Source organism: Rhabdochromatium marinum (genome assembly GCF_016583795.1).
Lineage (GTDB): Bacteria > Pseudomonadota > Gammaproteobacteria > Chromatiales > Chromatiaceae > Rhabdochromatium > Rhabdochromatium marinum.
This window is the reverse complement of sequence record NZ_NRRS01000037.1, coordinates 1-23,897: the sequence shown is the minus strand read 5'-3', so window position 1 is coordinate 23,897 and position 23,897 is coordinate 1. Positions and strand designations below refer to the sequence as shown.

The 23,897-nt window shown below is 60.6% G+C and carries 19 protein-coding genes; 8 read left to right on the top strand and 11 right to left on the bottom strand.

Features of this window, described 5'->3' with window-relative positions; all coding sequences use genetic code 11:
* Positions 1-16: 16 nt before the first annotated feature.
* From CKO36_RS11515 to CKO36_RS11510, 3 genes are all read left to right on the top strand, one after another.
* Entirely contained in the window at positions 17-211 is a 195-nt protein-coding gene (locus tag CKO36_RS11515; RefSeq protein ID WP_200284208.1) for a YgaP family membrane protein, read from the top strand.
* A 41-nt stretch (positions 212-252) separates the two neighbouring features.
* A complete protein-coding gene (locus CKO36_RS20130) occupies positions 253-387 on the top strand; it encodes a hypothetical protein (RefSeq protein WP_275957849.1) in 135 nt (44 codons plus the stop codon).
* 62 nt (positions 388-449) lie between these two features.
* Complete coding sequence (locus tag CKO36_RS11510) at positions 450-1,325, top strand: transglutaminase family protein (RefSeq protein ID WP_200284207.1); 876 nt, start codon at positions 450-452, stop codon at positions 1,323-1,325.
* Positions 1,326-1,664: 339 nt separating this feature from the next.
* On the opposite strand, the gene trhA is transcribed toward CKO36_RS11510, so the two are convergent.
* From trhA to CKO36_RS20655, 3 genes are all read right to left on the bottom strand, one after another.
* Positions 1,665-2,279, bottom strand: a complete 615-nt coding sequence (trhA, locus tag CKO36_RS11500; RefSeq protein WP_200284206.1) for a PAQR family membrane homeostasis protein TrhA — start codon at positions 2,277-2,279, stop codon at positions 1,665-1,667.
* A gap of 589 nt (positions 2,280-2,868) precedes the next feature.
* Entirely contained in the window at positions 2,869-2,979 is a 111-nt protein-coding gene (locus tag CKO36_RS11495; protein ID WP_200284205.1) for a DUF2934 domain-containing protein, read from the bottom strand.
* Between the two features lie 61 nt (positions 2,980-3,040).
* Positions 3,041-4,117 (bottom strand): DUF2254 family protein, encoded by a 1,077-nt coding sequence (locus tag CKO36_RS20655; RefSeq protein ID WP_476705511.1) that lies wholly within the window; start codon positions 4,115-4,117, stop codon positions 3,041-3,043.
* A 394-nt stretch (positions 4,118-4,511) separates the two neighbouring features.
* Between CKO36_RS20655 and CKO36_RS11480 the strand changes: the two genes are divergently transcribed.
* Both CKO36_RS11480 and CKO36_RS11475 read left to right on the top strand, forming a co-directional pair.
* Complete coding sequence (locus CKO36_RS11480) at positions 4,512-4,709, top strand: CsbD family protein (protein WP_200284204.1); 198 nt, start codon at positions 4,512-4,514, stop codon at positions 4,707-4,709.
* 195 nt (positions 4,710-4,904) lie between these two features.
* Positions 4,905-5,330 (top strand): BON domain-containing protein, encoded by a 426-nt coding sequence (locus CKO36_RS11475; RefSeq protein WP_242469551.1) that lies wholly within the window; start codon positions 4,905-4,907, stop codon positions 5,328-5,330.
* 230 nt (positions 5,331-5,560) lie between these two features.
* Here the strand turns inward: CKO36_RS11475 and CKO36_RS19770 are convergent, their stop codons facing one another.
* Both CKO36_RS19770 and CKO36_RS11465 read right to left on the bottom strand, forming a co-directional pair.
* Complete coding sequence (locus CKO36_RS19770) at positions 5,561-5,770, bottom strand: hypothetical protein (RefSeq protein ID WP_242469550.1); 210 nt, start codon at positions 5,768-5,770, stop codon at positions 5,561-5,563.
* Positions 5,771-5,814: 44 nt separating this feature from the next.
* The gene (locus CKO36_RS11465) at positions 5,815-6,228 is read right to left on the bottom strand and encodes a DUF1523 family protein (protein ID WP_200284202.1); all 414 of its coding nucleotides are present in this window, start codon (positions 6,226-6,228) and stop codon (positions 5,815-5,817) included.
* Between the two features lie 315 nt (positions 6,229-6,543).
* Here CKO36_RS11465 and CKO36_RS11460 point away from each other — a divergent pair, with 315 nt between their 5' ends.
* Positions 6,544-6,729 carry a CsbD family protein gene (locus CKO36_RS11460; RefSeq protein ID WP_200284201.1) on the top strand — a complete coding sequence of 62 codons (186 nt, stop codon included), beginning with the start codon at positions 6,544-6,546 and terminating at the stop codon, positions 6,727-6,729.
* Between the two features lie 133 nt (positions 6,730-6,862).
* Here CKO36_RS11460 and CKO36_RS11455 read toward each other — a convergent pair whose 3' ends face one another.
* From CKO36_RS11455 to CKO36_RS11430, 6 genes are all read right to left on the bottom strand, one after another.
* Positions 6,863-15,649 carry a glycoside hydrolase family 94 protein gene (locus CKO36_RS11455; protein WP_200284200.1) on the bottom strand — a complete coding sequence of 2,929 codons (8,787 nt, stop codon included), beginning with the start codon at positions 15,647-15,649 and terminating at the stop codon, positions 6,863-6,865.
* A gap of 55 nt (positions 15,650-15,704) precedes the next feature.
* Complete coding sequence (locus CKO36_RS11450) at positions 15,705-15,893, bottom strand: Thivi_2564 family membrane protein (RefSeq protein ID WP_200284199.1); 189 nt, start codon at positions 15,891-15,893, stop codon at positions 15,705-15,707.
* Between the two features lie 197 nt (positions 15,894-16,090).
* On the bottom strand, positions 16,091-16,861 hold the full coding sequence (locus tag CKO36_RS11445; RefSeq protein WP_200284198.1) for a carbonic anhydrase: 771 nt from the start codon (positions 16,859-16,861) through the stop codon (positions 16,091-16,093).
* A 228-nt stretch (positions 16,862-17,089) separates the two neighbouring features.
* On the bottom strand, positions 17,090-17,923 hold the full coding sequence (locus CKO36_RS11440) for a YfdX family protein (RefSeq protein ID WP_200284197.1): 834 nt from the start codon (positions 17,921-17,923) through the stop codon (positions 17,090-17,092).
* A gap of 177 nt (positions 17,924-18,100) precedes the next feature.
* A complete protein-coding gene (locus CKO36_RS11435) occupies positions 18,101-18,853 on the bottom strand; it encodes a carbonic anhydrase (RefSeq protein WP_200284196.1) in 753 nt (250 codons plus the stop codon).
* Positions 18,854-18,970: 117 nt separating this feature from the next.
* Positions 18,971-20,416, bottom strand: coding sequence for a TrkH family potassium uptake protein (locus CKO36_RS11430; RefSeq protein WP_200284195.1), 1,446 nt, complete (start codon positions 20,414-20,416; stop codon positions 18,971-18,973).
* Positions 20,417-20,571: 155 nt separating this feature from the next.
* On the opposite strand from CKO36_RS11430, the gene CKO36_RS20440 reads away from it, so the two are divergent.
* Together CKO36_RS20440 and CKO36_RS11420 are read left to right on the top strand one after the other, a co-directional pair.
* On the top strand, positions 20,572-20,694 hold the full coding sequence (locus CKO36_RS20440; protein ID WP_200284217.1) for a DUF4351 domain-containing protein: 123 nt from the start codon (positions 20,572-20,574) through the stop codon (positions 20,692-20,694).
* Positions 20,695-20,714: 20 nt separating this feature from the next.
* Complete coding sequence (locus CKO36_RS11420) at positions 20,715-23,816, top strand: ATP-binding protein (RefSeq protein WP_200284194.1); 3,102 nt, start codon at positions 20,715-20,717, stop codon at positions 23,814-23,816.
* Positions 23,817-23,897 lie beyond the last annotated feature (81 nt).

The following is a 23,897-nucleotide window of genomic DNA, read 5'->3' as shown; positions in this document are numbered from 1 at the left end:
GACAGGAACATTGATCATGCGCTTTGATTACAAACAACCCAACATAGGTAATACCGATACACTAATCCGCGCGATTGCCGGTGCGCTCATGATCATCGCGGGCTTTCTCGGTGGTGGCTGGATCTCAGCGGCCATTGGCGCGGTGGTGCTGGCTACAGCGTATTTCCGCTTCTGCCCAGCCTACGCGCTGTTTAATTTCCGCACTAATTAAAAATTCAGCAACCCCGCGAGAGACCCTCCGGCGAGGATTCCATGACCAAAGAACGACACAGCAATAAAGAGGCGAAGAAAAAGCCTGCGCAGACGCTAAAAGAAAAGCGCAGTGCCAAGAAAACCAAGCAGGAACCCAACCCCCTGCTGGGAAATCTGAAGGGCGGAGCGACTTAGGCACCGCTGCCATGCCTCGCATTGTCTGTACTCGCCTGCCAACCAGCAGCGACACTTGAGCGATGCAACGCTTTCGCATCCTGCATCGAACCTACTACCGCTTTCCCGGTCCGGCGCGGCTTGATCCGCATGTATTGCGTTTACGACCAAGGGAAGATCATGACCTGCGTATCGAGTCATCAACGCTGAACATCGAGCCGGCAGCAACCCTGCGTTGGCACCGGGATGTCGAGGACAACTCGGTGGTGATCGCCACCTTCGACACCCTGGCCAGCCAGCTGGCAATCGAGAGTGACCTTATCATTCAACAGTTTAACGAGGCGCCGCTCGATTTTCTGATAGACACCGCAGCGGTTGATTACCCCTTCGCCTATTGCGCCGAGGATCGCCCGGTGCTTCTCCCCTACATGGAGACTTCTCGCTGCGGGCAGCCGGATCCACTCCAGGATCCACGCCCTGACCCACTCAAGGTCTGGGTCGACAGTCTCTGGGCAGCAGGCGAGCCGATCCAGAGCTATGCGCTGCTGCAACGCCTGTGTGCCAGCATCCATGAGCGCCTGACGTACCAGTTGCGCGAAGAGCCGGGCGTGCAGAGCGCCGCAGAAACGCTCACCCTCGGCAGCGGCTCCTGTCGCGACTCTGCCGCCCTCTTCATTGAGGCCGCCCGCTACCTGGGCTTTGCCGCGCGCTTCGTCAGTGGCTATCTCCAGGCGGAGCCATCGGCATTCAACTATGGCACAACCCACGCCTGGGCCGAGGTCTATCTGCCGGGCGCTGGCTGGAAGGGCTTCGATCCCTCGCTCGGCACCATGGCCGGCTCGCAGCACTTCGTCGTCGCTGTGGCGCGGCACCCTGAATCCGTGCCACCAGTTGCGGGCTCCTACCTCGGGCCAACCGGGGCCACGCTCAGCGTGGGAGTGTGGGTGTCCAGCCTCTAAATTCCCCAATCAGCATCGCGGCATCGTCGCCGTCTGGCCACGCGACTGCACGAGCGTGTCAGCATCGACTTCGGACAATCGACCCTTCCGCTATTTGCGCTGATCTTTGTGGATCTCGCCGGATTCAAACAAGTGCAATGCCGCTCTTGCCGTGACCGATCATAGGACGGGGAGAGCCAAATAAAATGCGCAAGTCATCACAAAACAGGCACGCCATAACCACAGGATAAAGAGCGACGGAACCGGAGCAGAATCGAACCGATTACCGATTTCCCGGTCCGGCGCGGCTCGATTCGCATCTGTTGCGGTTACGGCCGAGGGATTCCTCGTCATGTTCTGTCACAACAGAAGCAGTATCGCACCATAGTGACTGATGCTTCCAGCTAGCACAAAAAGATGCCAGATGCCGTGGCAAGAGGGATACCAGTGATCGAGAACGTAAAAAAGGATCCCTGAGGTGTAGAGAATGCCGCCTATCAAAAGCCAACGAAAGGCTTCGGATGGCAGGGCTGCAAGGACGGGCTTTAGCGCGAACACGCAGAGCCAACCCATCAAAAGATAGATGATCACCGGTATGAAGCGCGGCCCACGCTGGGGCAGAGCATCGAGGACAATGCCGAGTGCCGCCAACGTCCAGACTGTCCCGAATATCCACCAGCCAAGCTCGCCTTTAAGGCCGACAAGCGCGAAGGGTGTGTAGGTTCCGGCGATCAGCAGATAAATGGCCTGGTGGTCAAGTACCCGGAAGACTTGTTTTTTTCGACCACTCAGACTGTGATACATCGCCGAGATCAGATACAGCAGGAGCAGTGTGACCGCGTAGATGCTGACACTCACGATCGCCCGAGCATCGCCTGTTTTTGCCGCCAGGATGATGAGCAACACGCCACCGATCAGCGCGAGGACCGCGCCGATCAAATGACTGATACTGTTGAACTTTTCGGTGGCTTGCATGGGGTATCCCAGCCAGTCTTCCAGTTTGAGGGAACAGGCATCGAGCGCGAGACCTGGTTTGCAGTGCCATCCACGATGGCTGCGGCGATTTTGCGTGGTTTCATCCGCAAGCAGCCATTGGAACTCGTTTTTGAAAGTTAGCGCACCAAAGGTTGCCGGGCGGTTCCGTATTCAGTCTCAGAAGAGTGGATTTTATCGAGTGGACCAGATCAAAGTGAAAAGCGACATCGGGCTGGCCTCACGCGGCTTGTTCCTCGAAACCTAATCCTAAAGATTCCCCTTGGGGGCCTGGAAGCAGGCACCCGGTTTAGCGGGATTACGGAAGTCGCGTTGTGGGAAACGCGTTGCGTGTAGCACTTTCCGTCAAAACGCCTGCTAGACCGGGCACCCATTCTGGCGCTGCGTATCACAGGGTCCAAGAGCCGGCCACTATCAAGCACCAAGATACGGGCTTGTGCGGCTTTGTTGTCGCCCAGGGAATCCGCTGCAATTCCGTCTCATGCGCGTCGAGCTTCCAGGAGAACGCAGGACCGCAGCCAGGCATGAAAACACCAGCGGCGCGTTCAGTTACAGGAGTGGTCGGGAATCATCAGTCGACCTTGGCCAACTCGGCCTCGGCCGCGAGCCAGTCTTTCATCTCGTGGCCAGCCTCGAACCCTTGCTGCGGGGCCTCGGCGGGCCGGTTTGCCGCGTTGTTCATAGCTCTCGCCACGAAATTGAATCATGCAAACTCCGGTGAGCCGTGTTAATCAGGGAAACGCCTATTTAGGGATCGGGACAACGCCCAGTTGCTGCGCGGGGCCGCCGCGCTGTTCGATGCCCCCGAGTGGATCACGCACGAGCGATTCCGTCGCTATTTTGGTCGAGACCGCCAGAGATGGAACAAAGGCTTCGGCCCCACCCTCGCAAATCGTGCGCAAGACCACCAGGCAGTACGCGAAGATACCGAGCACCCGCTGATTGACGCGGTCGCGCATGAAGTTGCGAATCACGCGCGAGTATACTGACTGGAGTTGAGTGACAAGGCGACCAGCGTGATCGAGAACACCAGTCCCGCCACGGTAATCATGGAGTTGGCAACTCCGATTCCGATTTGTATTCCGGCTGCTTGCGGCAAGCACGAATAGGCCGCCCATGCGCGACCCGCAATTTGGCGTCTTAATACACGCTAACGCCGAAGCGGGCGAAGGTTTCCAGCCCCCCGAATTGCGCATAGGCCCAATTTCAGATCGCCCGTCACCGCGCAGCAGGGCCTCGACCCCGGTGATACGACTGTCGTGGGGGTCCAGCAGCGGTTGATAGGCGAGCCGGAATTCCTGCTGCGATAGCGCTTCGCGCAGACGCGTTTCCAAGGTCAGCGTGGTATGCGCCTGCTGGTTGAGCGCCTCGGTCACAAACTGATAACCACCGGGGCTAATCTGCTTGGCGTGATACATCGCATGATCGGCCCCCTGGATGAGCAACTCGATGCTGTCACCGTCCTGCGGGAAGAGGCTGATCCCGAGACTGGGAACGCAGTGCAGTATCAGGTCCGCAATGGGGTAAGGCGGTGTTAGTGCCGCGATGGCGTTGCGCGCGGCACGGGCTGCGTCGTCTGCGTCGTTGAGGTTCGTCAACACCGCAATGAACTCGTCTCCTCCCAGCCGGGCGATGAGATCCGCCTCGCGGAAGCTTTCGCGCAGTCGCTGCGCAACGGCCTGCAGGAGCTGATCGCCCACCGAGTGGCCATAGATATCGTTGATCGCCTTGAATCGGTCGAGGTCGAAAAACAGCACAGCCAACTGATCACCCGTGCGGCGGGTACTCGCGAGCATGCGATCGGCCAGTTGATCGAGCAAGGCGCGGGTGGGCAGACCGGTCAGGGGGTCATGTTGCGCGAGCCGGATGGCCTCGTCCTCGGCGACCTTGTGCCGGTGACATCCTGCTGGACCAGCAGGACATATATTAGTGCGCCCTGGGTGTCCAAGATCGCCGCCAGACGGGCCACGAACCAGCGCTCGTCACCGTCCTTGCAACGCATCCGGTAAATGTCCATCCGGGATTTCCCGATTGTTCCGTGCAGCTCCCAGCCGCTCAGATATCCAGCACGCGATTCCCCGTAACTCACGTCGCCTATGCCGTATGTGCGTTGCCGAACCGACTGCCAAACCTCGTGCGCGTACATTTTCCCTCAATGATGGGAATCCCATTCCGCGCTGGAGTGATGGCTCAATTCATTGACAGGACAAACAGATGAACAAACAACAGGTCAAGGGTCGCTACGAAGAAGCCAAAGGCAAAGTGAAGGAAGTCGCCGGTCATGTCACAGGCAATGAAGATCTGGAAGTCGAGGGGACGCTCCAAAAGAACGCCGGCAAGGTCCAAGCTGGCATTGGTGATGCCAAGACAGAGATTGAGAATGTCGCGAAGGACATCAAGAAAGACGGCTAACGACACGATGAACTCCTTCCTTCCTGGAATGCCCTTTCGTTTAACGCGTTTTGGCGAATAGGAGGAATAGGAGTATGACCATGTCAATCGGTTTAATCGTCGTTTTGGTTCTGTTCCTGCTGGGCCATATCTAAGAACGACGACGCATTGCCGTGCATCGTCACGGCTTCTGACAAATCCATTGAGGAATCAACCATGCAAAAGAAAAACGCCTATACGCTCATGCCTCTATCAGGAGGCCTTGTTGTGGCCGCCTGCCTATCGGCCAGTCTCGGACTCGCTGGCTGTGAAAAAGAGGGCACTGCCGAGCAGGCTGGTCGCAAAATAGATGAGGCCGCTGAGCGAATGGGCAATCAGCTCGATGCGACCAAGCAATCCATGGGTGAGAAGGCTGATGAAACTGGAAATTATCTGTCAGACGCGGCGATCACCGCCAAGATCAAGGCTGAGATCCTGGGAGACCCAACGCTGAAGGTCTTGCAAATCAGCGTGATTACAATTGACGGAGCGGTGACGCTAAGCGGGACCGTCGATTCAAAGAGCAGTCTCGATAGGGCGTCAGAGCTGGCACGCAATAACCAGGGGGTGCAATCGGTGGAGAACAAGCTGGTTGTCGAATAGGGACGGAGCATTTCCGGGGGATACTCAACGGCATGGTCGGTAACCGAGAACGCCGAAAGATTGAACTGACGTTCCGGCGGACGCAGGACGAACGCGACCGCGCCTCACCCAGAATGGTCAGTCATAACCACCGGCCCCCTCGCACCGTTCTCCTTTCCCGGCGGGATCGGGGCAGTCATGTCGCACCGATGGCGCCATAATGCCGATCCTGCATCTCAACGGCCATAAGATCAGCAACCCAAGGGTGTGCTGGCCCGCGTCGAGCCCGAGGAACTGGAGCAGTTCTTTCGCGGCTGCATGGCGATCAGGATAATGCCGAGTGCTGCGCGGACCAAGCGATCAATGTTGCCAATGTTGTACTTGGTGTAATCAAAATTCATGACGCAGCCGGACAATCCGCCGATCGTCAGCAGTAGAATCAGTGCGACGAGTCTGTTCATTAGCTTCTCCTGTTGTGTGTGCCATGCGTAAAGGTCCGCTTTACTCACTCTTGCGTGCCAGCGGTGGAACCTGCTTTGGATGGCGCATCAATACAGTGCTCTGGGGCGTCGATCGAAATGACATTCGGAAACATGTCCAGGAAGGAGATGCGCATCCCGTAACCATGGATGGTGACGGGTTCCTGCGGACATTCCCGCGTGATACGGCTCGCGAGCGACTGTAGATCGGCGGAATTGAACTTAAAGTACGGGGGCGCGAAGCCGGCGTCCTCGTTGCGGAAAATCATTGTTTCAAAAGTGTTTGAATAGACAGTTTCGATACGGTACTGGATATTACGACCGTCGCCAGTCACGCCCGAGATCTGAACGTTCCAGGTATCCGAACCCCAGAAGAGCCAAAGCACGGCAATCACGATGGCGAGAACCACACCGAGGCTGATGATGAATTTCTTTTTCATTAAGGCTTCTACTCCATGTCTGTGAAAGGTTGTGGCAGCGCATTGGTTCATGCATTGGCTCATTGAGGCTACTCCAAGGCGCGAAACAGGAGAAAGCTTGACCGAAGCGTCCGTATCGGTCGGTTCGGTTGCGCACATAAAGAAGAATTTTCGGTCTGTTTTGGGACCGGCCCAAAAACCGAAAATGCTATTGCTACGGCTATATGTGCGTTGCCGAACCGACCGCTATCCGCTACGCGCGTAGTTTTACCTTTAGCGCTGGGAAACCACCGCCAGCGCTGAAGTAATGGTTCAATTGATTGACAGGAGAGATGCATGAACAAGCAACAGGTCGAAGGGCGCTACGAAGAAGCCAAAGGCAAAGTGAAGGAGGCCGCCGGGCATGTCGCCGGCAACGAGGAATTGGAAGCAAAAGGAAAAAGCCAAAAGGACGCCGGCAAGCTGCAGGCAGATGCGGGTGACGCCAAAGCGAAGAACAAAAAAGACAAGAAACACAAATAAGACAGTTAAGGCTCCGAACGAACCCATTGAGGAATCACTCGTGCATATGAAGAACGCCTGTCGTCAGTTGCGCTTCATGCCGTGTGAAGCGCCTAGCATGGGCAAGTTGTGAGAAGACCCTGTCGAAATACTATCACGCCCTCCCTTCGGGAGGGCACGAATCGCCTTTGCCGATCGCTATAGCGACAGCTAATTGTCCTGAGCCCCTTGAGCGATCCAGATCTCTATGTAAGTATCTGGTTAATCGGATCTGCACGAGATGTTCCTGTCGATCATCAATGAGTTGAATACCCGATCCTTCCATCTCGACGCCATCCAGCGTCACCAGCGTCATGCCGCTGTCGCCACTCGCCAGCGAATCGCTGTGCCGGACGCTGATCTGGTATGAGGTTTCCCGATAGCGATACTGGAGCTTGAAGCCATCCCAAGCGGCGGGCAGGCAGGGCTCAATGCGCAGCGTTGTTCCTTCCAAACGCAGGCCGAGCAGGGATTCGAGGATGAGGCGATACATCCAGCCGGCCGATCCGGTGTACCAGGTCCAGCCGCCGCGGCCGATGTGGGGCGCGACGCCATAGACATCGGCGGCGATCACATAGGGCTCGACCTTGTAGGTAGCGATCTCCTCGGGCGTGCGGCTATGGTGGATGGGGTTGATCATGGCAAACAGTTCCCAGGCGCGCGCCTGATCGCCGAGGCGGGCGAAGGCCATGGCGGCCCAGATGGCGGCATGGGTGTATTGGCCGCCGTTCTCGCGCACGCCGGGGACATAGCCTTTGATGTAGCCGGGGTCGAGCGCTGACTGGTCGAAGGGCGGATCGAGCAGCTGGATCAGTCCCGCCTCCCGGCGCACCAGATGGGTGTCGAGCGCGTCCATGGCCTGGCGCGCACGTTCGGGCGCGGCCACACCGGAGAGCACCGACCAACTCTGGGCGATGGAGTCGATACGACATTCCGGGCTGGTCGCCGATCCCAGCGGTGTGCCGTCGTCACAGTAGGCACGGCGGTACCAGTCGCCGTCCCAGCCATGCTGCTCAAGATTCGCGCGCAGGCGTGCCGCGTGCTGCTCGCAGCGCTCGACCAGGGGCGCATCGTCGCGTGCGCGCGCCAGCACGGCGAACTGGGTCAGCACCTCGTGCAGGAAGAAGCCGAGCCAGATGCTCTCGCCGCGGCCATTGATACCGACCCGATTCATGCCGTCGTTCCAGTCGCCCGAGCCGATCAGCGGCAGCCCATGTTCGCCCATGCGCAGGCCGTGATCAATGGCGCGCACGCAATGGTCGTAGAGGCTGGCCGACGCCTCGCTCTGGGCCGGTAGATCGTAGTAGCCATCGTCCTCGCCGCTGACCAGACGGCCCTCCAGGAAGGGGGCGGTCTCATCGAGCACAGCGGCGTCACCGGTGCTCAGCACATAGCGGCCGGTCGCCAGCGGTAGCCACAGATAATCGTCCGAGCAGCGCGTGCGCACACCGCGACCGAACGGCGGATGCCACCAGTGCTGCACATCGCCTTCACGGAACTGCCGCGCGGCGGCGCGCAGCAGATGTTCGCGCACCAGCCCCGGCTCGGCATGGATGAGCGCCATGGCGTCCTGCAATTGATCGCGGAAGCCGATGGCGCCGCCGGACTGATAATCGCCGCTGCGCGCCCAGAAGCGGCACGCCAGGGTCTGATACATCAGCCAGCCGTTGGCGAGCAGATTGAGCGCCGGGTCGGGGGTTTCGACCTGCACCGCGCCGAGCGTGCGCGTCCAGTACGCCCGCACCGCCGCCAGCGCCGCGCGAGCAGCGCTCGCGCCCCGCTGCTCAGGCGCTAGCAGGCTGGCATCCTCGGCGCCGCGCCGGCCAATCACGCCGAGCCGGAAGACGATCTCATGATCTTGTCCGGGGGCGAGATCAAACTGCGTTTGCAGCGCGCCGCAGGCGTCGAGCCCCGGACCAACCCGACCGGACAGCCGGGTGCGCGCCAGCGCGTCAGGCTGACGCAGACCGCCGTTGCGCCCGAGAAACTCGGTGCGGTCACCGCTCAGGCTGCGCGCGGGGTCATCGACATCAAAGAACGCCAGCCGGTCGGAAAACTCGCTGTTATAGGGGTTGCGCGCCAGCAAGGCGCCGCTGTTTGGATCAATCTCGGTGACCAGATGCAGCGCCGACTTGGGCCGCAGGTCACCCAGCACCCATTCGACATAGCCGGTCACCGACAGCCGGCGCGGTTGCTCAGAGCCACCGGGTTCCGCCCCGTTGTGCAGCTTCAGCACCATGTATTTGACCGGTTCGTCCAGGGCGACATAGACCCACAGTTCTGAGGCAATGCCGGCTTCGCAATGCTCAAAGACGCTGTAGCCGAAGCCGTGGCGCGTGCGATAAGGCGTGGCGCCGCCGGCCGGTTGCGGGGTGGGCGACCAGACCTGCCCGCTAACTTCGTCGCGCAGATAGAAGGCCTCGCCATGGGGATCGCCGACCGGGTCGTTGTGCCAGGGCGTGAGGCGGAACTCGTGGGCGTTCTCGCTCCAGGTATAGGCCCCGCCGTTGCCGGACACCACGGTGCCGAAATGGGCATTGGCCAGCACATTGACCCAGGGCGCCGGCGTGGTCTGGCCGGGCGCGGTGGTGATCACGTATTCGCGCCCGTCGGCGGAGAAGCCGCCGGTGCCGTTGTCGAACTGCAACGCGAGACGCGGCGCAGCCGCCTGTTGCGACGCACGCGCCGGGCTGCCCAGGGGTTTAAAGACCGGCATCCGATTCAAGCGCGGATCGCGCCGATTGAGCTGCTCGGCCAGGGTGCCGCGCGCATCGCTCAAGATGGCACGCGCCACGGTCTGGAACAGCACGCGGTCCTCGTCCGAGATCTGATCAGCCGGGCGAATGAAAATGCCCCCGGGACGATCCACCACATGCGCCTCCACACCGGCGGCGATCAGGCCAAGAATCTGCTCCTGCAGCGACTGGCGGTAGCCAGCGCGGTCTTCGTTCCAGATCACCAGATCCACGGTCAGCCCCTTGAGGCGCCAGTAGGCATGCGCCTGAACCAACTGATGCACCAGGTCGATGTTGGCCTGATCGGCGATCTGGCACAGCACGATGGGTACATCGCCAGAGACGGCGTGACTCCACAGGCCGGACTGGCCGCGACGGTTGTGTGCCAGCACTGCGGGCGCGGCGCGCAAGGAGGCATTGGTGTAGAGAATAGAGCTGGCCAGGCGCCCATAGAGCTGAGCATCGGCCGGGGTGGCGTTGAGCTGGCGCAGCACCACCTGGCTGTGCGTCCAGGCCAGGTCGAAGACTCGATTGGCCAAGCGCGCGTCCTGGTATTTCTCGACCAGTGCCACCGCCTGTTCGCGCGTCTCGCCAATGCCTTGGATCAGGTCGATGGTAACGGTCTGCTCGGCCTCCAGCACCAGACGCTGGCGGATGGCGACCATCGGGTCCAGCACCGAGCCGGCGCTGCCAGACAGGGCTCCCGGCGCATCCAGCGCCAGCGGTGCGGCCAGAGTGCGATCACGTCCGATGAAGCGCAGGCGATCGGTCTCGGCGGAGGGCGCCAGCGCGGCATCGTTTGCCATTTCGGGCCTCAGGCTGTCGCGCACCACCAGGGCATGGAACATCCACGGCGAGGTCTCGTCGCGCGAGCGCGGCCGGCGGTGGCAGAGGATCGCCACGCCGGGGTGCAGGATCTCGGTCTGGATAAACAGATTACTGAACGCGGGATGCAGGGCGTCCGCGGCGGGCGGGGCCAGCACCACTTCGCTGTAGCTGGTGACCTCAATCACCCGGCGCCCGCGCGAGCGGTTGGTCAGGCGCAGCCGGCGCAACTCGAGATCGTCCTCGGGCGAGACCACGATCTCGGTATAGGCCTCGATCTCGTGATCGCGGCGGCGGAACTCGGCGCGGCCCTCGGAGAAGATCGCCTCGAAATGATCCGCAGTTTTCAGCGTCGGCTGATAAGCGCTCGACCAGAGCGCGCCGCTGTCGAGATCGTGCAAATAGCAGAAGCTGCCCCAATGGTCGCGGGTGCTGTCCTCACGCCAGCGGGTGACGGCGAGATCCTGCCAGCGGCTATAGCCGCCACCAGCATTGGTCACCATCACATGGTAGCGGCCGTTCGACAACAGCTGCACCTCGGGGTGCGGAGTGTTGGGGCTAGTCAGGACGCGGATGGGTGATTCCAGCGCGCCGTCGCTGCTGCGTTCGTTGATGATCTCGCCGTGGGTGTCGGAATAGAAGGCGGTGGTCTTGGGGATGCGCTCTTGCAGCAGCAGCGCCGTGGCTTGAAAGGCCGGCACGGCGGCGAAGCGGCGCTGCATCGGGCGATCACACAGCAAGGCCGTCAGCGACAGCAGCGTCATGCCCTGGTGATGGGCCATGAAGGAGCGCACCACAGTGCTGGCCTGCCCGCGCGGCAGCCGCGAGGGCGTGTAGTCGATCGCCTCGTAGAAACCGAATGGCCCCGCCAGGCCACTGACGGCGAGCCGTTGCAGATTCTGGCAGGCGGCGACGGGCGCCACCATCAGCGCTAGCGCCGAGGCGTAGGGCGCGACCACCAGATCCTCGGCCAGCCAGCGCTTGAGCCCCAGCCCCGGGACGCCGAAAGCGCGGTACTGATAATTGAGCTGGGCATCGACGCCGTTATAGCCGGATTCCGACACCCCCCAGGGCACGCCGCGCTCGCGGCCATAGGCGATCTGCCGGGCGACGGCGCTGTGATAGGTCTGGTCGAGCAGGGTGTTGTCGTAGCTCGGCATCACCAGCAGCGGCATCAGGTACTCGAACATCGAGCCGCTCCAGGACAACAGCGTGGTGCTGCCGGAGGCGCGCGTGAGCAGCCGGCCAAGGGCAAACCAGCTCTCCTGCGGCAACTGACCCTGGGCGATAGCAACGAAATAGCCCAGCCGCGCCTCGGAGGCAAGCAGGTCGTAGTAGCTCTCGTCGCGCCGATGCTCGGCAACCCGGTAGCCAATGGCGAGCAGAGATTGGGCCTCGTCGAACAGGAAGTCGTAGTCCAGAAAGGCCAGATTGCCGGCGCCATGGCCCAATTGCTCGATATCGCCGATGCGCTGACAGGCCGGATGAGTGGAGGCGTCAGCGGTGCTCGGCGCACGCGCGGCTAGCTGGCGCAGCGTCAGACCAAGGGCGTTGTTGTCTTGGGTATTTTGGATGTCTTGATCGCCAGAGTCCTGCCAAGGCGCCAGCAACAGCAAGTCATTCAGCAACGCGCGGCACTGTCGCGCCAAGCGGTGCGTCCAATCCATCACCTCATCGGTGGACCCGGCATGCGCCTCGCGCGCCGCCGCTTCGGCCTGTGCCGTCAGCTCATCGAGACAGGCACGCACCTCACGCAGGCCGGGCGGCGGCGTCACCCGAGCGGCGTCCAGGCGTTGCTGAAAGGCGCCAAGCGGGCTGGGCAGCGCGCGCTGCGAGTTGGATAAGCCCGCCGCCGCCCGCGCGTCCAGCAGCACCTGCCAGGTATCCATCAGGCCATCGAGCCAGCGCGGATGCAGAATCGGTGCGTCGATCAGCGCCACCAGACCCACTTGCAGGGTCAGCAGATGTGCGGCCAGGTTGCCGCTGTCGACCGAGGAGATGTAGCGGGGCTCGAGCGGCTCCAGCCGTTGGGTGTCGTACCAGTTAAAAAAATGCCCGCGATGGCGTGGCAGCGCGGCCATGGTGTCCAGGGCGGCACCGGTGCGCACGAGCAGCCCGCCGGTGGACAGGTAGCCGAAGTCATGCGCGGCCAGATTCCCCAGCAGCGCCAGCCCCATGTTGGTCGGCGAGGTGCGATGGGCCACGGCAGCGACGGGCTGCTCCTGCACATTGTCCGGCGGCAACCAGTGATCATCCGCGCCGACGAAGGTCTCGAAAAAGGCCCAGGTCTTGAGCGCGCTCTGACGCAGAAAGCCGCTTTGTTCGGCATTCAGCGGCGCCTCGCGTGCTTTGAGCGGCCGGCTGATCCACCAAACGAGCAGAGGCGCGGCCAACCAGGCGAGCAGAATGGGCACGGCGATGACCGCGCTCGGTGGTGCCCGCCACAACAGACCGGCAGCGGTGAGCAGTGCCAGCGCTGGGGAAATCCACATGCTGCGATAGGTCGCAACCAGGGTAGCGCCCACGCGCCCCAACTCGCCCGAAGAGGTCCATTCAAGCAGGTTGCGCCGGCTAACGTTCAGTCGCCACAGGGTGCGGATCACCGCATCCAGGCTGAAGTAGGCCTCGTAGGGCAGACAGGCCAGCTCAAGGAACGCCTGCGCGAGCCGCTGCCCGGCAGCATGCGTGACCGCAGCCAGATGTGCCGGCCAGCGCAGATCGCCAGGCTTGCGCAACGCGCCCAGCATGGCGGTCAGCAGCGCCGGAATCAGCACAATGCCAAGCACCGCCAGCGTCCACAGTCCCGGCGGCTCCAACACCACCAGGCCCAGCACCAGCAGCGTGGTCAGCGCCGCCGGCACCAGGCTGCGGCGCAGGTTGTCGGCCAGCTTCCAGCGCGACAGCGCGGAGATCGGGTTGACAACCAAGCGCCCGTCACGACCGGGAACGCGCGGCAGCAGCCAGCGGGCAATCTGCCAGTCGCCACGAATCCAGCGGTGGCGACGGCTCACATCGTCGCCATAGGAGGCCGGATAGTCCTCGTAGAGTTGCACATCCGACAGCAGCCCGGAGCGGGCATAGCAGCCCTCGAGCAGATCATGGCTGAGGATGCGGTTTTCCGGGAACAGATCATCCAGCGCCTGCCCGAAGGCATCGATCTGGTAAATGCCCTTGCCAATGAAGGAGCCTTCCTGGAAGCCATCCTGATAGACATCCGAGACCGCGCGGGTATAGGGATCAATCCCGGCATCCTGGCCATGCAGGCGCGCGAACCGCGAGCGATTGGCGCCCGGCAAGCTCACCGCCACGCGCGGCTGGAGGATGCCATGGCCGCTGATCACGCGGCCAAGCGCCGGATCGAAGTACGGTTGATTGAGCGGGTGTTCCATGGCCCCGACCATCTCCCGAGCCGCGTCGCGCGGGAGCTGGGTGTCGGTGTCCAGGGTGATGACATAGCGCAGATTGGGCAAGATCAACCGGTCACCGACGATCAGCGAGAAACGCGCGTCGGCACCGGAGATGTCTTGGCGCAGCAGAGCGTTCAGGTCCATCAGTTTGCCACGTTTGCGCTCATAACCCATCCACACCCCAGCCTGCGGGTTCCAGCGCCGTGGTCGATGAAAGAGAAAGAAGTGATCGCCGTTGGCGCATGGATACTTGGCATTGAGCGCCGTGATGCCCCGCGCGGCCTGGTCGATCAAGGCCTGATCGCCGGGCAGCGCCTCGCTCGGTGCGTCATGCAGGTCAGTTAGCAGGGCGAAATGCAGATGGGGATCGCGATTGGCCAGAAAGCGCACTTCCAGCGCCTCAAGCAGGGCCTCGACTCCGCGCGCGCTGCCGAGCAGGGTCGGTGTGACCACCAGGGTGCGCGCCTCGGGTGGAATGCCCGCCGAGAAGTCCAGGCGCGGCAACCGATGCGGGCGGGTCAGCAGGCTGGTCAGCCAGTTCATCAGCGCCACCGCCAGTTGGCTGGCGCCGAGCATGGCCAACAGCGCCAGTATGGGCAGCAGCCCATTCGGCGCCCCCCGCGCTTGCATCAACAAGCTCCACGAACAGCCGATAGTGAGCACCAGGATACCGCCCAGATAGAACGCCAGGGGCGCACGGTTTCCCAATCTGCGTAGCGCCGCCAGACCTGTGCGCCCTACTCCGGTGGCTTGTTCGAGCTGCGGCACGCCGCGACCAATCAGGTACTCGCCAACATGAGCGGCGTCGGCTCGCGCCAGGGTCAGAGCCGCGCGCGCCACCTCGGCCTCGGACAGCCGACCGCGCTTGGCGATGCGCTCCACCACGTGGCGGTAACGATCTCGGGTGGCAAAATCCATGCGTCCATAGACGTCCATCGGATCCTTGCGCAGGGTGTGCTCCACCTGACTCATGGTCTCGACCAGCTCAGGCCAATCCATGGCGCCGAGGAACCGCAGGCTGCCGATACTGTTGCCGATGGACACCTGATCGGCGGCCTGCTGTTGGTTCTCCGTACGCACGAGTTGTTCGATGGTCTGCGCCGACTCGCCAAGCTGCTGCTCGATCCAGGTCAGCGGCAACGCCAGGGCGGCACTGCGCCCTTGCAGCCGGCGCGCCAGCTCGGCGACAAAGGCACCGGACATCGGCGGGTTCGAACGCGCCATGTCGGCGATTTCCAAAATCAGATTCTTCGGATCCTTACCCGCCATGGTCAGCATGCGATCGGCCCAGCTATCGGCCAGATTCTGATCCGTGCGGCTGGTCGCCACCCGCGCCGCGACCCGACGCAGATTCTCGATCAGCGCCAGGCGCAGCATGATGGGAATGGCCCACAGCTCGCCCAGACGCAGCCCGGTGACGCTTTGATAGGCGGCGATGAAACGGCTGAGATTTTCCGGATCCACCCGCCCGTCGCCGTGCGCGATGATCTCCAATGCCAGGTCATAGACGCGGGGCAGGCCCGCCGAAGGGCCGTCGCGCAGACGTGGCAGCTCGCGACTATAGCCCTTGGGCAAATGCCGCTCGGCAGTGCGAATCTGCTCCTCGATCAGATAAAAATTATCGAGCAGCCATTCGCCGGCCGGCGCGATGCGGCGCTTGTCGGCGACCGCGACCATCAGTAGCCGACAGACCGCTACCAGGACTGTGCCATTATCCGTCAGCCGTCCCAGCAGGCGATCCGGCGGATGGCCAGGCATCAGCCGATGCGAGGCGGCGAGCACCTGGCCATGCTGTTCCATCTGCGCGGCGCTGAACAGCTCCGCGCGCAGGGGTGGCTCGTCGCCGATTCCGGGAACAGCCAGACCCGCGCGATGACCGACCCACCTCGGCAGTGCCAGTGAGACCCGGCGCATTGCTCTGTTGATGGGATTCATGCGCGGGGCTCCAAAGTGAATCAAGGCGAATCGGTCAGTGTTCGGGTGCAGCCTCCTAACCCACGCGAATCGTGGACAATGACGGCAGCAGTCCAAAGACCTGCAACAGCCAAAGAATCACGATCATCACAACAACAACGTTCAATATCTTTTTGATTTTTCCATCCATGGGCAGATAAGTATTGATCGCCCATAGCATCAAGCCCACGACGGCAAGGGTGACAATCAAGGTAATCAAAGGCATCGCGGCGCTCCTGTCAGATGGAATACGAGACAGGGCAAAGCCTAAATGATCGCCATGCAAAGGCTCTGTTCGCTAGCGCACAGAGGGCGCGAAAAGGGGGGCACCAGCGAGGAGCATCAGAGACGCCCCCATCACCTGGCCGGGGGTTCCCCGGCAGGTCTTACGCAGCCGCAACGCTGCTGCTTAGTGCGGGTGGCTCACTGAAGCACAGCGCGCGCATAAATCGGCTGCAACGGCCGATTATTGGGGTGCCCCATGACATTGGCGAAACGAGCGATCTGCTCGCGACTGGCGGTGACGGGTTGCTTCATGACGATCCACAGCACACCCTCACTGCAGGGTGGTGTGGTGAGGGAGCCGTTGAAACGATAATAGTCGCGTTGTTTTGGCAGCAGGCCAACGGCGGAGGGACGTGCTGGCAGTGGGTTATGGGTGCCCGGTTCCTGCGGCATGATCTGCCATGCAGCTTGGAGCAGGGGGTTCGCGGCCCCCTCTTCAAACATGACGGCCACCACCGCGATATTGCCAGCGGCATCTGTATGCACCAAGTGCGCTTCGAGAGGAAATTCCCGTCCGCCAATGTGGTTCTCACTGGGTGAGTGGAAATGAAATTGCCGCAGTTGATAGTCGTGTCCATTGGCAAAAATCCAGTTATCGGGCTTATAGCTGATTTGGATGGTGTGTCCGTTATTGACAATTTCGTCATTGACTTTTTCGGAATAATGCCAGTCAATCGGCGGTAAGTCGGCATCAAGCGCGCCCTGAATGTCGATAGGCGATTGATTGTGGCCTTCGCCACACATGTGCCAGGCCGGATTCAGCTCTCCCCAGTGCGCTGGCCCTATTTTGCCCTCGTATCCCCAATGGGCTCCGTCCTCGCTATACACTGGCGAGGCAGACAGGACGAATAAAGTCGCCAGACAAACCGAGGCAAGACGAGACGCCGAAACCGGGTGTTGTTTATACATGCGAGGCTCCATTATGCAATTGATGCTTGTTTGTGTTCAGGCTTGTGTTCAGTCGAGTCCGCGAGGAGCGGCGCGCTTGACTGCCCCCAAGGACGATCATCACAATTGGCGTCGGCACCTCAGGTTAGAGTTTAGTTGTCAAAGCCGGCAAATTCTCATCAGGCGAAAAAAAAGCCGCACCCAGGATGCGGCTTGTTCTCAGGAATGGTTCCAATCAACCACCAGGGGTTAGCTGTCCTTCCTGCTGGCACCATCCTTGCCGGTTTTGCTGGAGTTCGGTGCCATCGCAGCAACCGACTCAATCACGGACTTGGTCGCCACCACCAGCCCATCCTCAATGGCTTTCAATGACAGATTGGCTTCGTGGAATTTCGAGTCTGCCAGCTGATTTCGGGCCTCATCCAAATGTTGGCTGGTTTCCTTCAGCGGCATGCTCACCACCCGCGCCACCAGTGCCAGCTCAACCGGCTCCAAGGTTTCGACCGCCGCTTGCGCATCGCCTTGTTGCAATTGCGTTTTTGCCTTGGCAATTGCGGCGGACTTTTGCACTTTGCTTGAGTGCGCCGTGCTTGAGTCTGCGTCTGAGCTTGAGCCTGGGTCGTCTGATGCCGCAGCTGATCCGGCCTCTTCCGGCACGACAGCCTCAATGATGCCAATTTCGCTCAAAATCGGAATCATGTTGGGCTTGCCAGTCACTGACTTCTTCTTCGCCGGTTGGTCGCCAACCTTAACCTCGGTGCGCACGGTGACAGGCGGATTTTCTTCCTCGACCTGATCCAACAGGGTGCGCGCCTGGTTGAGCAGCTCACCGGCTTTGTCGGTGTAGCCGTCATTAATCGCCATACGCGCGAGCTGGATATCACTGATCGCCGTCATTCCATGCTCTGAGATCCCGCTGATATCCGCAGCCTCCGGTGAGGATTGCGTGCTGTTGCTGTCAGCCGCCGCAGACCCGCTTGACGCATTGGCACTGGCCGCATTGGTTGCAGCCATCAATTGACCGGTCACACCACCGGCCACGGACAAGGCCAATACACTGGTTAGCAGGACTTTTTTCGACATCTGCATCGCCATTACTCCCGCTCGCATCATCCGCGAGTCACTGGTTTTCAGTTCACAACTGCCGAAGCCCTCTGGACTTCGGTATGGTGATTATTCTGAGCTTATACGGCTTAACAGACACTGACGGGTGCATGAAATTTTGTTAATCCCAGCACCACCTAATAACGGTGCGACAGCTTATTGCACAACCATGCGGGCGTTGGTGGGCTGAATGGGGCGGTTGTTGGGATGCCCCATCACCTTGGCAAAATGCTCAATCTGCTCGGCCGATGCGGTGACGGGTTCTTTCATCACCAGCCACAGAACCCCCTCGGAACAGGGTGGCGTGGTCAAAGACCCATTGAAGCGATAATACTCATGCGAACTTGGCAACAAGGCTTCGGCGGAGACCTGGTGCAGAAGCTTATGGTGTTCATCAGCGTGTTCGGGCATCTCTTCCCAGGCATCAGCCAGGGCTTGATTCGTTTCCCCTTGCTCGAACATCACCGCAATAACAGCCAGATTGCCATCCGCGTCGGCGTGGACCAAGTGGGCTTCCAGCGGGAATTCATGCCCTTCGACGTGATTTTCGCTCGGCGTGTGGAAATGGAACTGCTTGAGCTCGTAACGGTGACCATTGACCTTAATGGAACTGCCCGGTTGATAGTTGACCTGAATGCTGTGGCCGTTGTTGACTTCATCCCAACCACCGGCTTTGTAGTGAAATTCCACCGGAGGCAGCTCGGCATCAACGGCATCATGCACGTCGATCGGCGCCTGATTTCGCCCGCTGGCGCAGACCGCATAATTGGCATCGAGTTCGCCCCAGTGGCTGGGTCCTTCTTCCCCCTCATACCCCCAGTGCGGTCCAGCCCCGGCGAAAGCCGCCGAGCTGGCGACGAGCGTGCCGAGAACGCTAGTTGTAAAGGCAAATTTTTTATTGATTTTCATTGACATCACCCTGTAAAGACCGGATTGAACGAACCCATAGTTTAGTGCCCAAAGGTGGTGATGAGAAATGAACATTCGTTAACGGTCATCCCGTCATTGATGCCGTCCAAAGGACTCCTATCGCCGCCAAAAGTCCGGCGATAACATGACCAGAATGGTGAAAATCTCCAACCGTCCCAGAATCATGGCAATCACCGCCACCAGCTTTCCGGAATCACTGACGTCAGCGAAATGATAAGCAACCTGGCCAAGCCCGGGGCCAAGGTTATTGATACTGGTTGCAACAGCGGCAAACGCCGAAATCGGATCCAATCCCGCATGGATCATCAATAAGGCGAGCAACACAAAAACCGTCACATAGAGCGCGAAGTAACCCCAAACCGCCTGGATAACAGTGGCATCAACAACCCGGTGGCCCAGCCGAACATTCAAAATCGCATGCGGATGCAACAGCCGTTGCAGTTCCTGCCAGCCCTGCTTCCACAGCAACATGACCCGGATCACTTTGATGCCACCCGCCGTGGAGCCGCCACAGCCGCCAACAAAGCTGATCACCATCAGCAGAATGGGCAGAAAATCGGGCCAGTGGGAATAATCGACGATGCCGAATCCAGTACTGGTTACCAAGGAGACGACCTCAAAGGCGGCATCGCGCAGGCTCAGATGCAGCCCGCTCTGATGATCTTCAACCCAGAGCAATAATCCAACCAAAATAACAGTACCGAGCACGAAAAGCAGGAATGCGCGAACCTCGGAATCCCGCACATAGAAACGCGGGTCCCGCTTGATCCACACCAAAAAATGCACACTAAAGTTAATCGCCGCCAGCAGCATAAAAACGACGGCAACGAGTTCGATCACTTCGTTATTGAAGTAACCCAGACTCTCGTCATGCGTAGAAAAACCGCCGGTCGATACCGTACTGAGACTGTGGGCGATGGCATCGAACAGCCCCATTCCAGCCGCCCAGTAGCTCAGCGCACAGCCGATGGTTAAGAGCAAATAGATCAGCCACAGACTCCGTGCCGTTTGAACCAAACGCGGTTTGAGCTTTTCATCCTTCATCGGTCCGGGTACTTCAGCACGATACAGCTGCATACCACCAATACCGAGTACCGGCATTACCGCCAAGCCAAGCACCACAACACCCATACCACCCAGCCACTGAATCTCCTGACGATAAAACAGCAACGACCGTGGCAGCTGATCCAAGTCCACAATGACGGTGGCGCCGGTGGTGGTAAAGCCCGAGGCCGACTCAAAAAGAGCGTCGATCATTTCGAGCTTTAACCCCAGCACAAAAGGCCAAGCCCCAAGGAAACTGACCAATACCCAGAACAGGGTGACGATCAAAAAGCCTTCACGCACACCAAGCCGGTGACCACGGCGAAAACCAGCTGCAAAGAGTGCAGCCCCTAACGCCAATGAGCCCAGCAGCGGCTGCAAATAAGGTTTGACTGTCGGTTCCTGAAAGATCCAAACAACACAGATCGGCGCAAGCAGGGTGACGCTAAACAGGATCGCAAAGAGACCAAGAATTCTGAAAACAAGTGATAAGTGCATGGCACCGGCAACGCAGAAAGTGGAAACAACAGATACAGCCTTTTGCTGGTACCTCAAACAATTAAGGGTCCAATCTGGGCAGCCTCACACAAATGCCTCTCATCCGGCATAGACATAGCCGTACAATCCATTTTCACTGACCTTCTAGCTAGTCTATCAATACCACAGGAGTTTGGAGCAATGCCGCAACATCGCAGCTGCACGCGCTCAGCGAAGCACTGCTGGATTTTCACCATGAGCAAGACTTACACTCATGGTTCAGTGATCAGCTGCGCTGATTGAGCCCTGGAATCAACCAGTGGAACCAACATCGCCGACTTTCAATCCAACCGCTGCGCCGCCAGCAGCCCCATTGGCCGCAGAACCCTGGTCGCGCTCGCAGCGCGGGCAGCATCTGTCCATCCTGGCCACCTTGTTGCTATGGCTGTTCCTGCTCGGTCTGGTACTTAGCCAATATCTGCTCGGCACGCGCGACTTCTCCGAACATCTGCTGGAGAGTGCGCAGGCGCGCACCGAGGGGCTGGCGCTGACCGAAGAGTCACTAATACAGGCGCGCCTGGCGGAACTTGATCGCACCCTGATCCAGATCCGCCAGATTCAACCCATCACCGATGGGCCGGCCATGGCTGCCGCTATGCTGCGCCCGCGCCGCGATCAGGTGCCGGTGCTCCTGGATTTTTTGCTGCTTGATCGCACCGGGCGCATCATCGCCTGTACCTCCAAAGGCAAGCCACCGTCGGTGGCTGATCGCAGCTATTTCGTGCGCCATCGCGAGGATCCGCGCGATCAGCCGCTGCTGTCGGAACTCATGCACTCGCGCGCCTATCCCGATCACACATTTCTCGCCCTGAGTCGCCCGGTGCTCGACGCGCAGGGCAACTTCAATGGTGCCGTAGTGGCCATTCTCGATGTCGAATGGCTCAGCGAAGCCTTGGTGGTGGCTGATCAGCTGACCGGCACCCGGGTCACGGTCGCCACCCGCGCTGGCGAGCGGGTGGTACAACAGCCCAGTGCAACAGTACAGACGGGAGCCATGATCCCCGAGATCCGCGCGCTGAGGCCAGCCACCACCGACATGGTTTCACAGATGATGGAACGCGAAACGGAATCAGCGCGCATGGTGTCCGTGCGTCCTATCGCCCACTGGCCACTGACCGTGATGGTCGAGGAAGCCATCGCGCCCCTGTTGGCCGACATCGCCGCCCATCAGCGCCAGCAGGCCTTGAGTTGGGCGGCCGTGGCGGTGGTGCTGAGCGCCCTACTGGTCAGTCTGCTCTACCTGTTGCGTCGGCAGGCGCAGGCCGCCGCCGCCCTGTCGGCCAATCTGACCCTAACCCAGGCCAAGAAGCAGGCCCTGCGCGAGAGCGAGCAAAAGTTCCGCTCCCTGACCCAAAATGTGCCTGGTGTCGTCTATCGCTGCCTGAATGATTGCCACTGGACCATGGACTACATCAGCGACGGCATCAAGGCACTGAGCGGTTACCCGGCCACTGACTTTCTCGGTACCCAGGCGCGTAAGTATGCAGAGCTGATCCACCCTGAGGATCGCGAGCGGATCTTTGTACAGGTGCAGCATGCCGTGGCCGATCACGCCTCCTTTGAACTGAACTATCGCATCAGCCACCGCGACGGCAGCGAACGCTGGGTGCAGGAAAACGGACAGGGCACCTATGATGAGGCCGGGCAGCTGGTGTGGCTCGATGGCATTATCGTCAACATCACCGAGCACAAACAGGCGGAAGTCAAACTGCGCGAGCTCAACGCCTTCCATGCCACCGCCTCCCGGCTGGCGCTGGCCAATGCCAACCTGCGCATCGACGCCATTGACGCAGGACTGAAACGCTGTCTGAAAATCCTCGGCACCCATCTGCATGCCGGGCGCGCCTATCTGTTTCACAACGACCTGCAGGCGCGAACCTGGTCCAATACACATGAATGGTGTCGCGAAGGAGTCAGCTCTGAGATCGATCATCTGCAAAACATTCCCTTCGAGGCCTTTCCCGGTTTAATCGACCAGTTTCTGGCCGGCAAGCCACTCTTTTTGAGTTCACTCGATGCGTTGCCGCCTGAGATGGCCACGGTGCGCGCGACCCTGGCTGCGCAGTCGATCAAGTCCTGTGTGATGCAACCCATGCGTGTCGATGGCGAACTGATCGGCTTTGTCGGTTTCGACGACACCGAGCAGGAGCGCGACTTCACCCCCACTGAGCGCGCGCTTTTGCAGTTGGCGGCGGACAACTTTGCCGCCACCCTGGGGCGCCACCGCCAGTATCTCGGCGAGCGCCAGGCCCGCGAGGCGCAGGAGCAGCTCAATCGGGCGCTGACCGCCTCGATTGAACGGGCCAACGCGATGGCCGCCGAAGCCGAAGCGGCCAATCAGGCCAAGAGTCGCTTCCTCGCCAACATGAGCCATGAGATCCGCACGCCGATGAATGCCGTGATTGGCATGACCTACCTGGCGCAGCACCAGGCCGTGCATCCCGAGCAGCGCGCGCAGTTGGAAAAGTCCATCACCGCCGCCCGGCAGTTGCTGGCGTTGCTCAACGACATTCTCGACTTCTCCAAGATCGAGGCCGACCGCCTGGAACTTGAACAGCGCCCCTTCGCGCTCGAACAACTGCTTGACACCCTGAGCGCCGTCATCCACGAGCCAGCCGAGCGCAAGGGGCTGTCAGTACGCTTTGAGATCGCCACTGGCACTCCGCGCCATCTGATCGGCGACCCCCTGCGCTTGGGCCAGGTACTGACCAACTTAGCCAGCAATGCGGTGAAATTCACCGAACAGGGCGAGATCCGGATACGGATCACCGCCGCCCAGCCCAGCCACCTGGCCGCAGAGATCCCGCTGCTGTGCTTTGAGGTACACGACACTGGCATTGGCATCGAGCCTCAGCAACACGCGCAGCTGTTTACCGCCTTCTCCCAGGGTGACAGCTCCACCACCCGCCGCTATGGCGGCACCGGGCTGGGGCTGGCAATCAGCAAGCGCCTGATCGAGCATATGGACGGACAGATTGAGGTGAAGAGCACCCCCGGACAGGGCAGTTGTTTTCGCTTCAGCCTGCCCCTGCGCGTAGCCTACGAGCCGGCGCAGATCGCCGCTGCGCGGGCCGACAGCGGCGTCGCCAACCGCGCCAACGGCTGGAATAAGCTGTCGGCGGCCGATCACGCCACCCTGTGCGGGCGTCAGGTGCTGGTGGTGGAAGACCATCCGCTCAACCGCGAACTGGCCCAAGTGCTGCTGAGCGAGCTGGGCCTTCGCGTTACCACGGCCAACGACGGCTTCAGTGGCGTTGAGCAGGCGCTGGCCCACCCCTTCGATTTGATTCTGATGGACATTCAGATGCCACATCTGGCCTTGATCATCCCTCGGTCCAAAACCAACAATTTCAGTAGGTGATCAGCGCGAGGCATGGGGCGGCAGGAGTCCGGGAAAGGCGTAGTCTTGGAGGTGCAACCCAACCCAAGGACAGCGCCGATG

What these genes read in the sequence shown, in the direction of transcription:
- CKO36_RS11495 (WP_200284205.1), bottom strand. Translation starts at nt 2,979, where the DNA reads ATGAACAACGCGGCAAACCGGCCCGCCGAGGCCCCGCAGCAAGGGTTC.
- CKO36_RS11460 (WP_200284201.1), top strand. Translation starts at nt 6,544, where the DNA reads ATGAACAAGCAACAGGTCGAAGGGCGCTACGAAGAAGCCAAAGGCAAA.
- CKO36_RS11475 (WP_242469551.1), top strand. Translation starts at nt 4,905, where the DNA reads ATGCAAAAGAAAAACGCCTATACGCTCATGCCTCTATCAGGAGGCCTT.
- CKO36_RS11430 (WP_200284195.1), bottom strand. Translation starts at nt 20,416, where the DNA reads ATGCACTTATCACTTGTTTTCAGAATTCTTGGTCTCTTTGCGATCCTG.
- CKO36_RS19770 (WP_242469550.1), bottom strand. Translation starts at nt 5,770, where the DNA reads ATGAACAGACTCGTCGCACTGATTCTACTGCTGACGATCGGCGGATTG.
- CKO36_RS11440 (WP_200284197.1), bottom strand. Translation starts at nt 17,923, where the DNA reads ATGTCGAAAAAAGTCCTGCTAACCAGTGTATTGGCCTTGTCCGTGGCC.
- CKO36_RS20130 (WP_275957849.1), top strand. Translation starts at nt 253, where the DNA reads ATGACCAAAGAACGACACAGCAATAAAGAGGCGAAGAAAAAGCCTGCG.
- CKO36_RS11515 (WP_200284208.1), top strand. Translation starts at nt 17, where the DNA reads ATGCGCTTTGATTACAAACAACCCAACATAGGTAATACCGATACACTA.
- CKO36_RS11455 (WP_200284200.1), bottom strand. Translation starts at nt 15,649, where the DNA reads ATGAATCCCATCAACAGAGCAATGCGCCGGGTCTCACTGGCACTGCCG.
- CKO36_RS11510 (WP_200284207.1), top strand. Translation starts at nt 450, where the DNA reads ATGCAACGCTTTCGCATCCTGCATCGAACCTACTACCGCTTTCCCGGT.
- CKO36_RS11445 (WP_200284198.1), bottom strand. Translation starts at nt 16,861, where the DNA reads ATGTATAAACAACACCCGGTTTCGGCGTCTCGTCTTGCCTCGGTTTGT.
- CKO36_RS11465 (WP_200284202.1), bottom strand. Translation starts at nt 6,228, where the DNA reads ATGAAAAAGAAATTCATCATCAGCCTCGGTGTGGTTCTCGCCATCGTG.
- CKO36_RS11450 (WP_200284199.1), bottom strand. Translation starts at nt 15,893, where the DNA reads ATGCCTTTGATTACCTTGATTGTCACCCTTGCCGTCGTGGGCTTGATG.
- CKO36_RS11435 (WP_200284196.1), bottom strand. Translation starts at nt 18,853, where the DNA reads ATGAAAATCAATAAAAAATTTGCCTTTACAACTAGCGTTCTCGGCACG.
- trhA (WP_200284206.1), bottom strand. Translation starts at nt 2,279, where the DNA reads ATGCAAGCCACCGAAAAGTTCAACAGTATCAGTCATTTGATCGGCGCG.
- CKO36_RS11480 (WP_200284204.1), top strand. Translation starts at nt 4,512, where the DNA reads ATGAACAAACAACAGGTCAAGGGTCGCTACGAAGAAGCCAAAGGCAAA.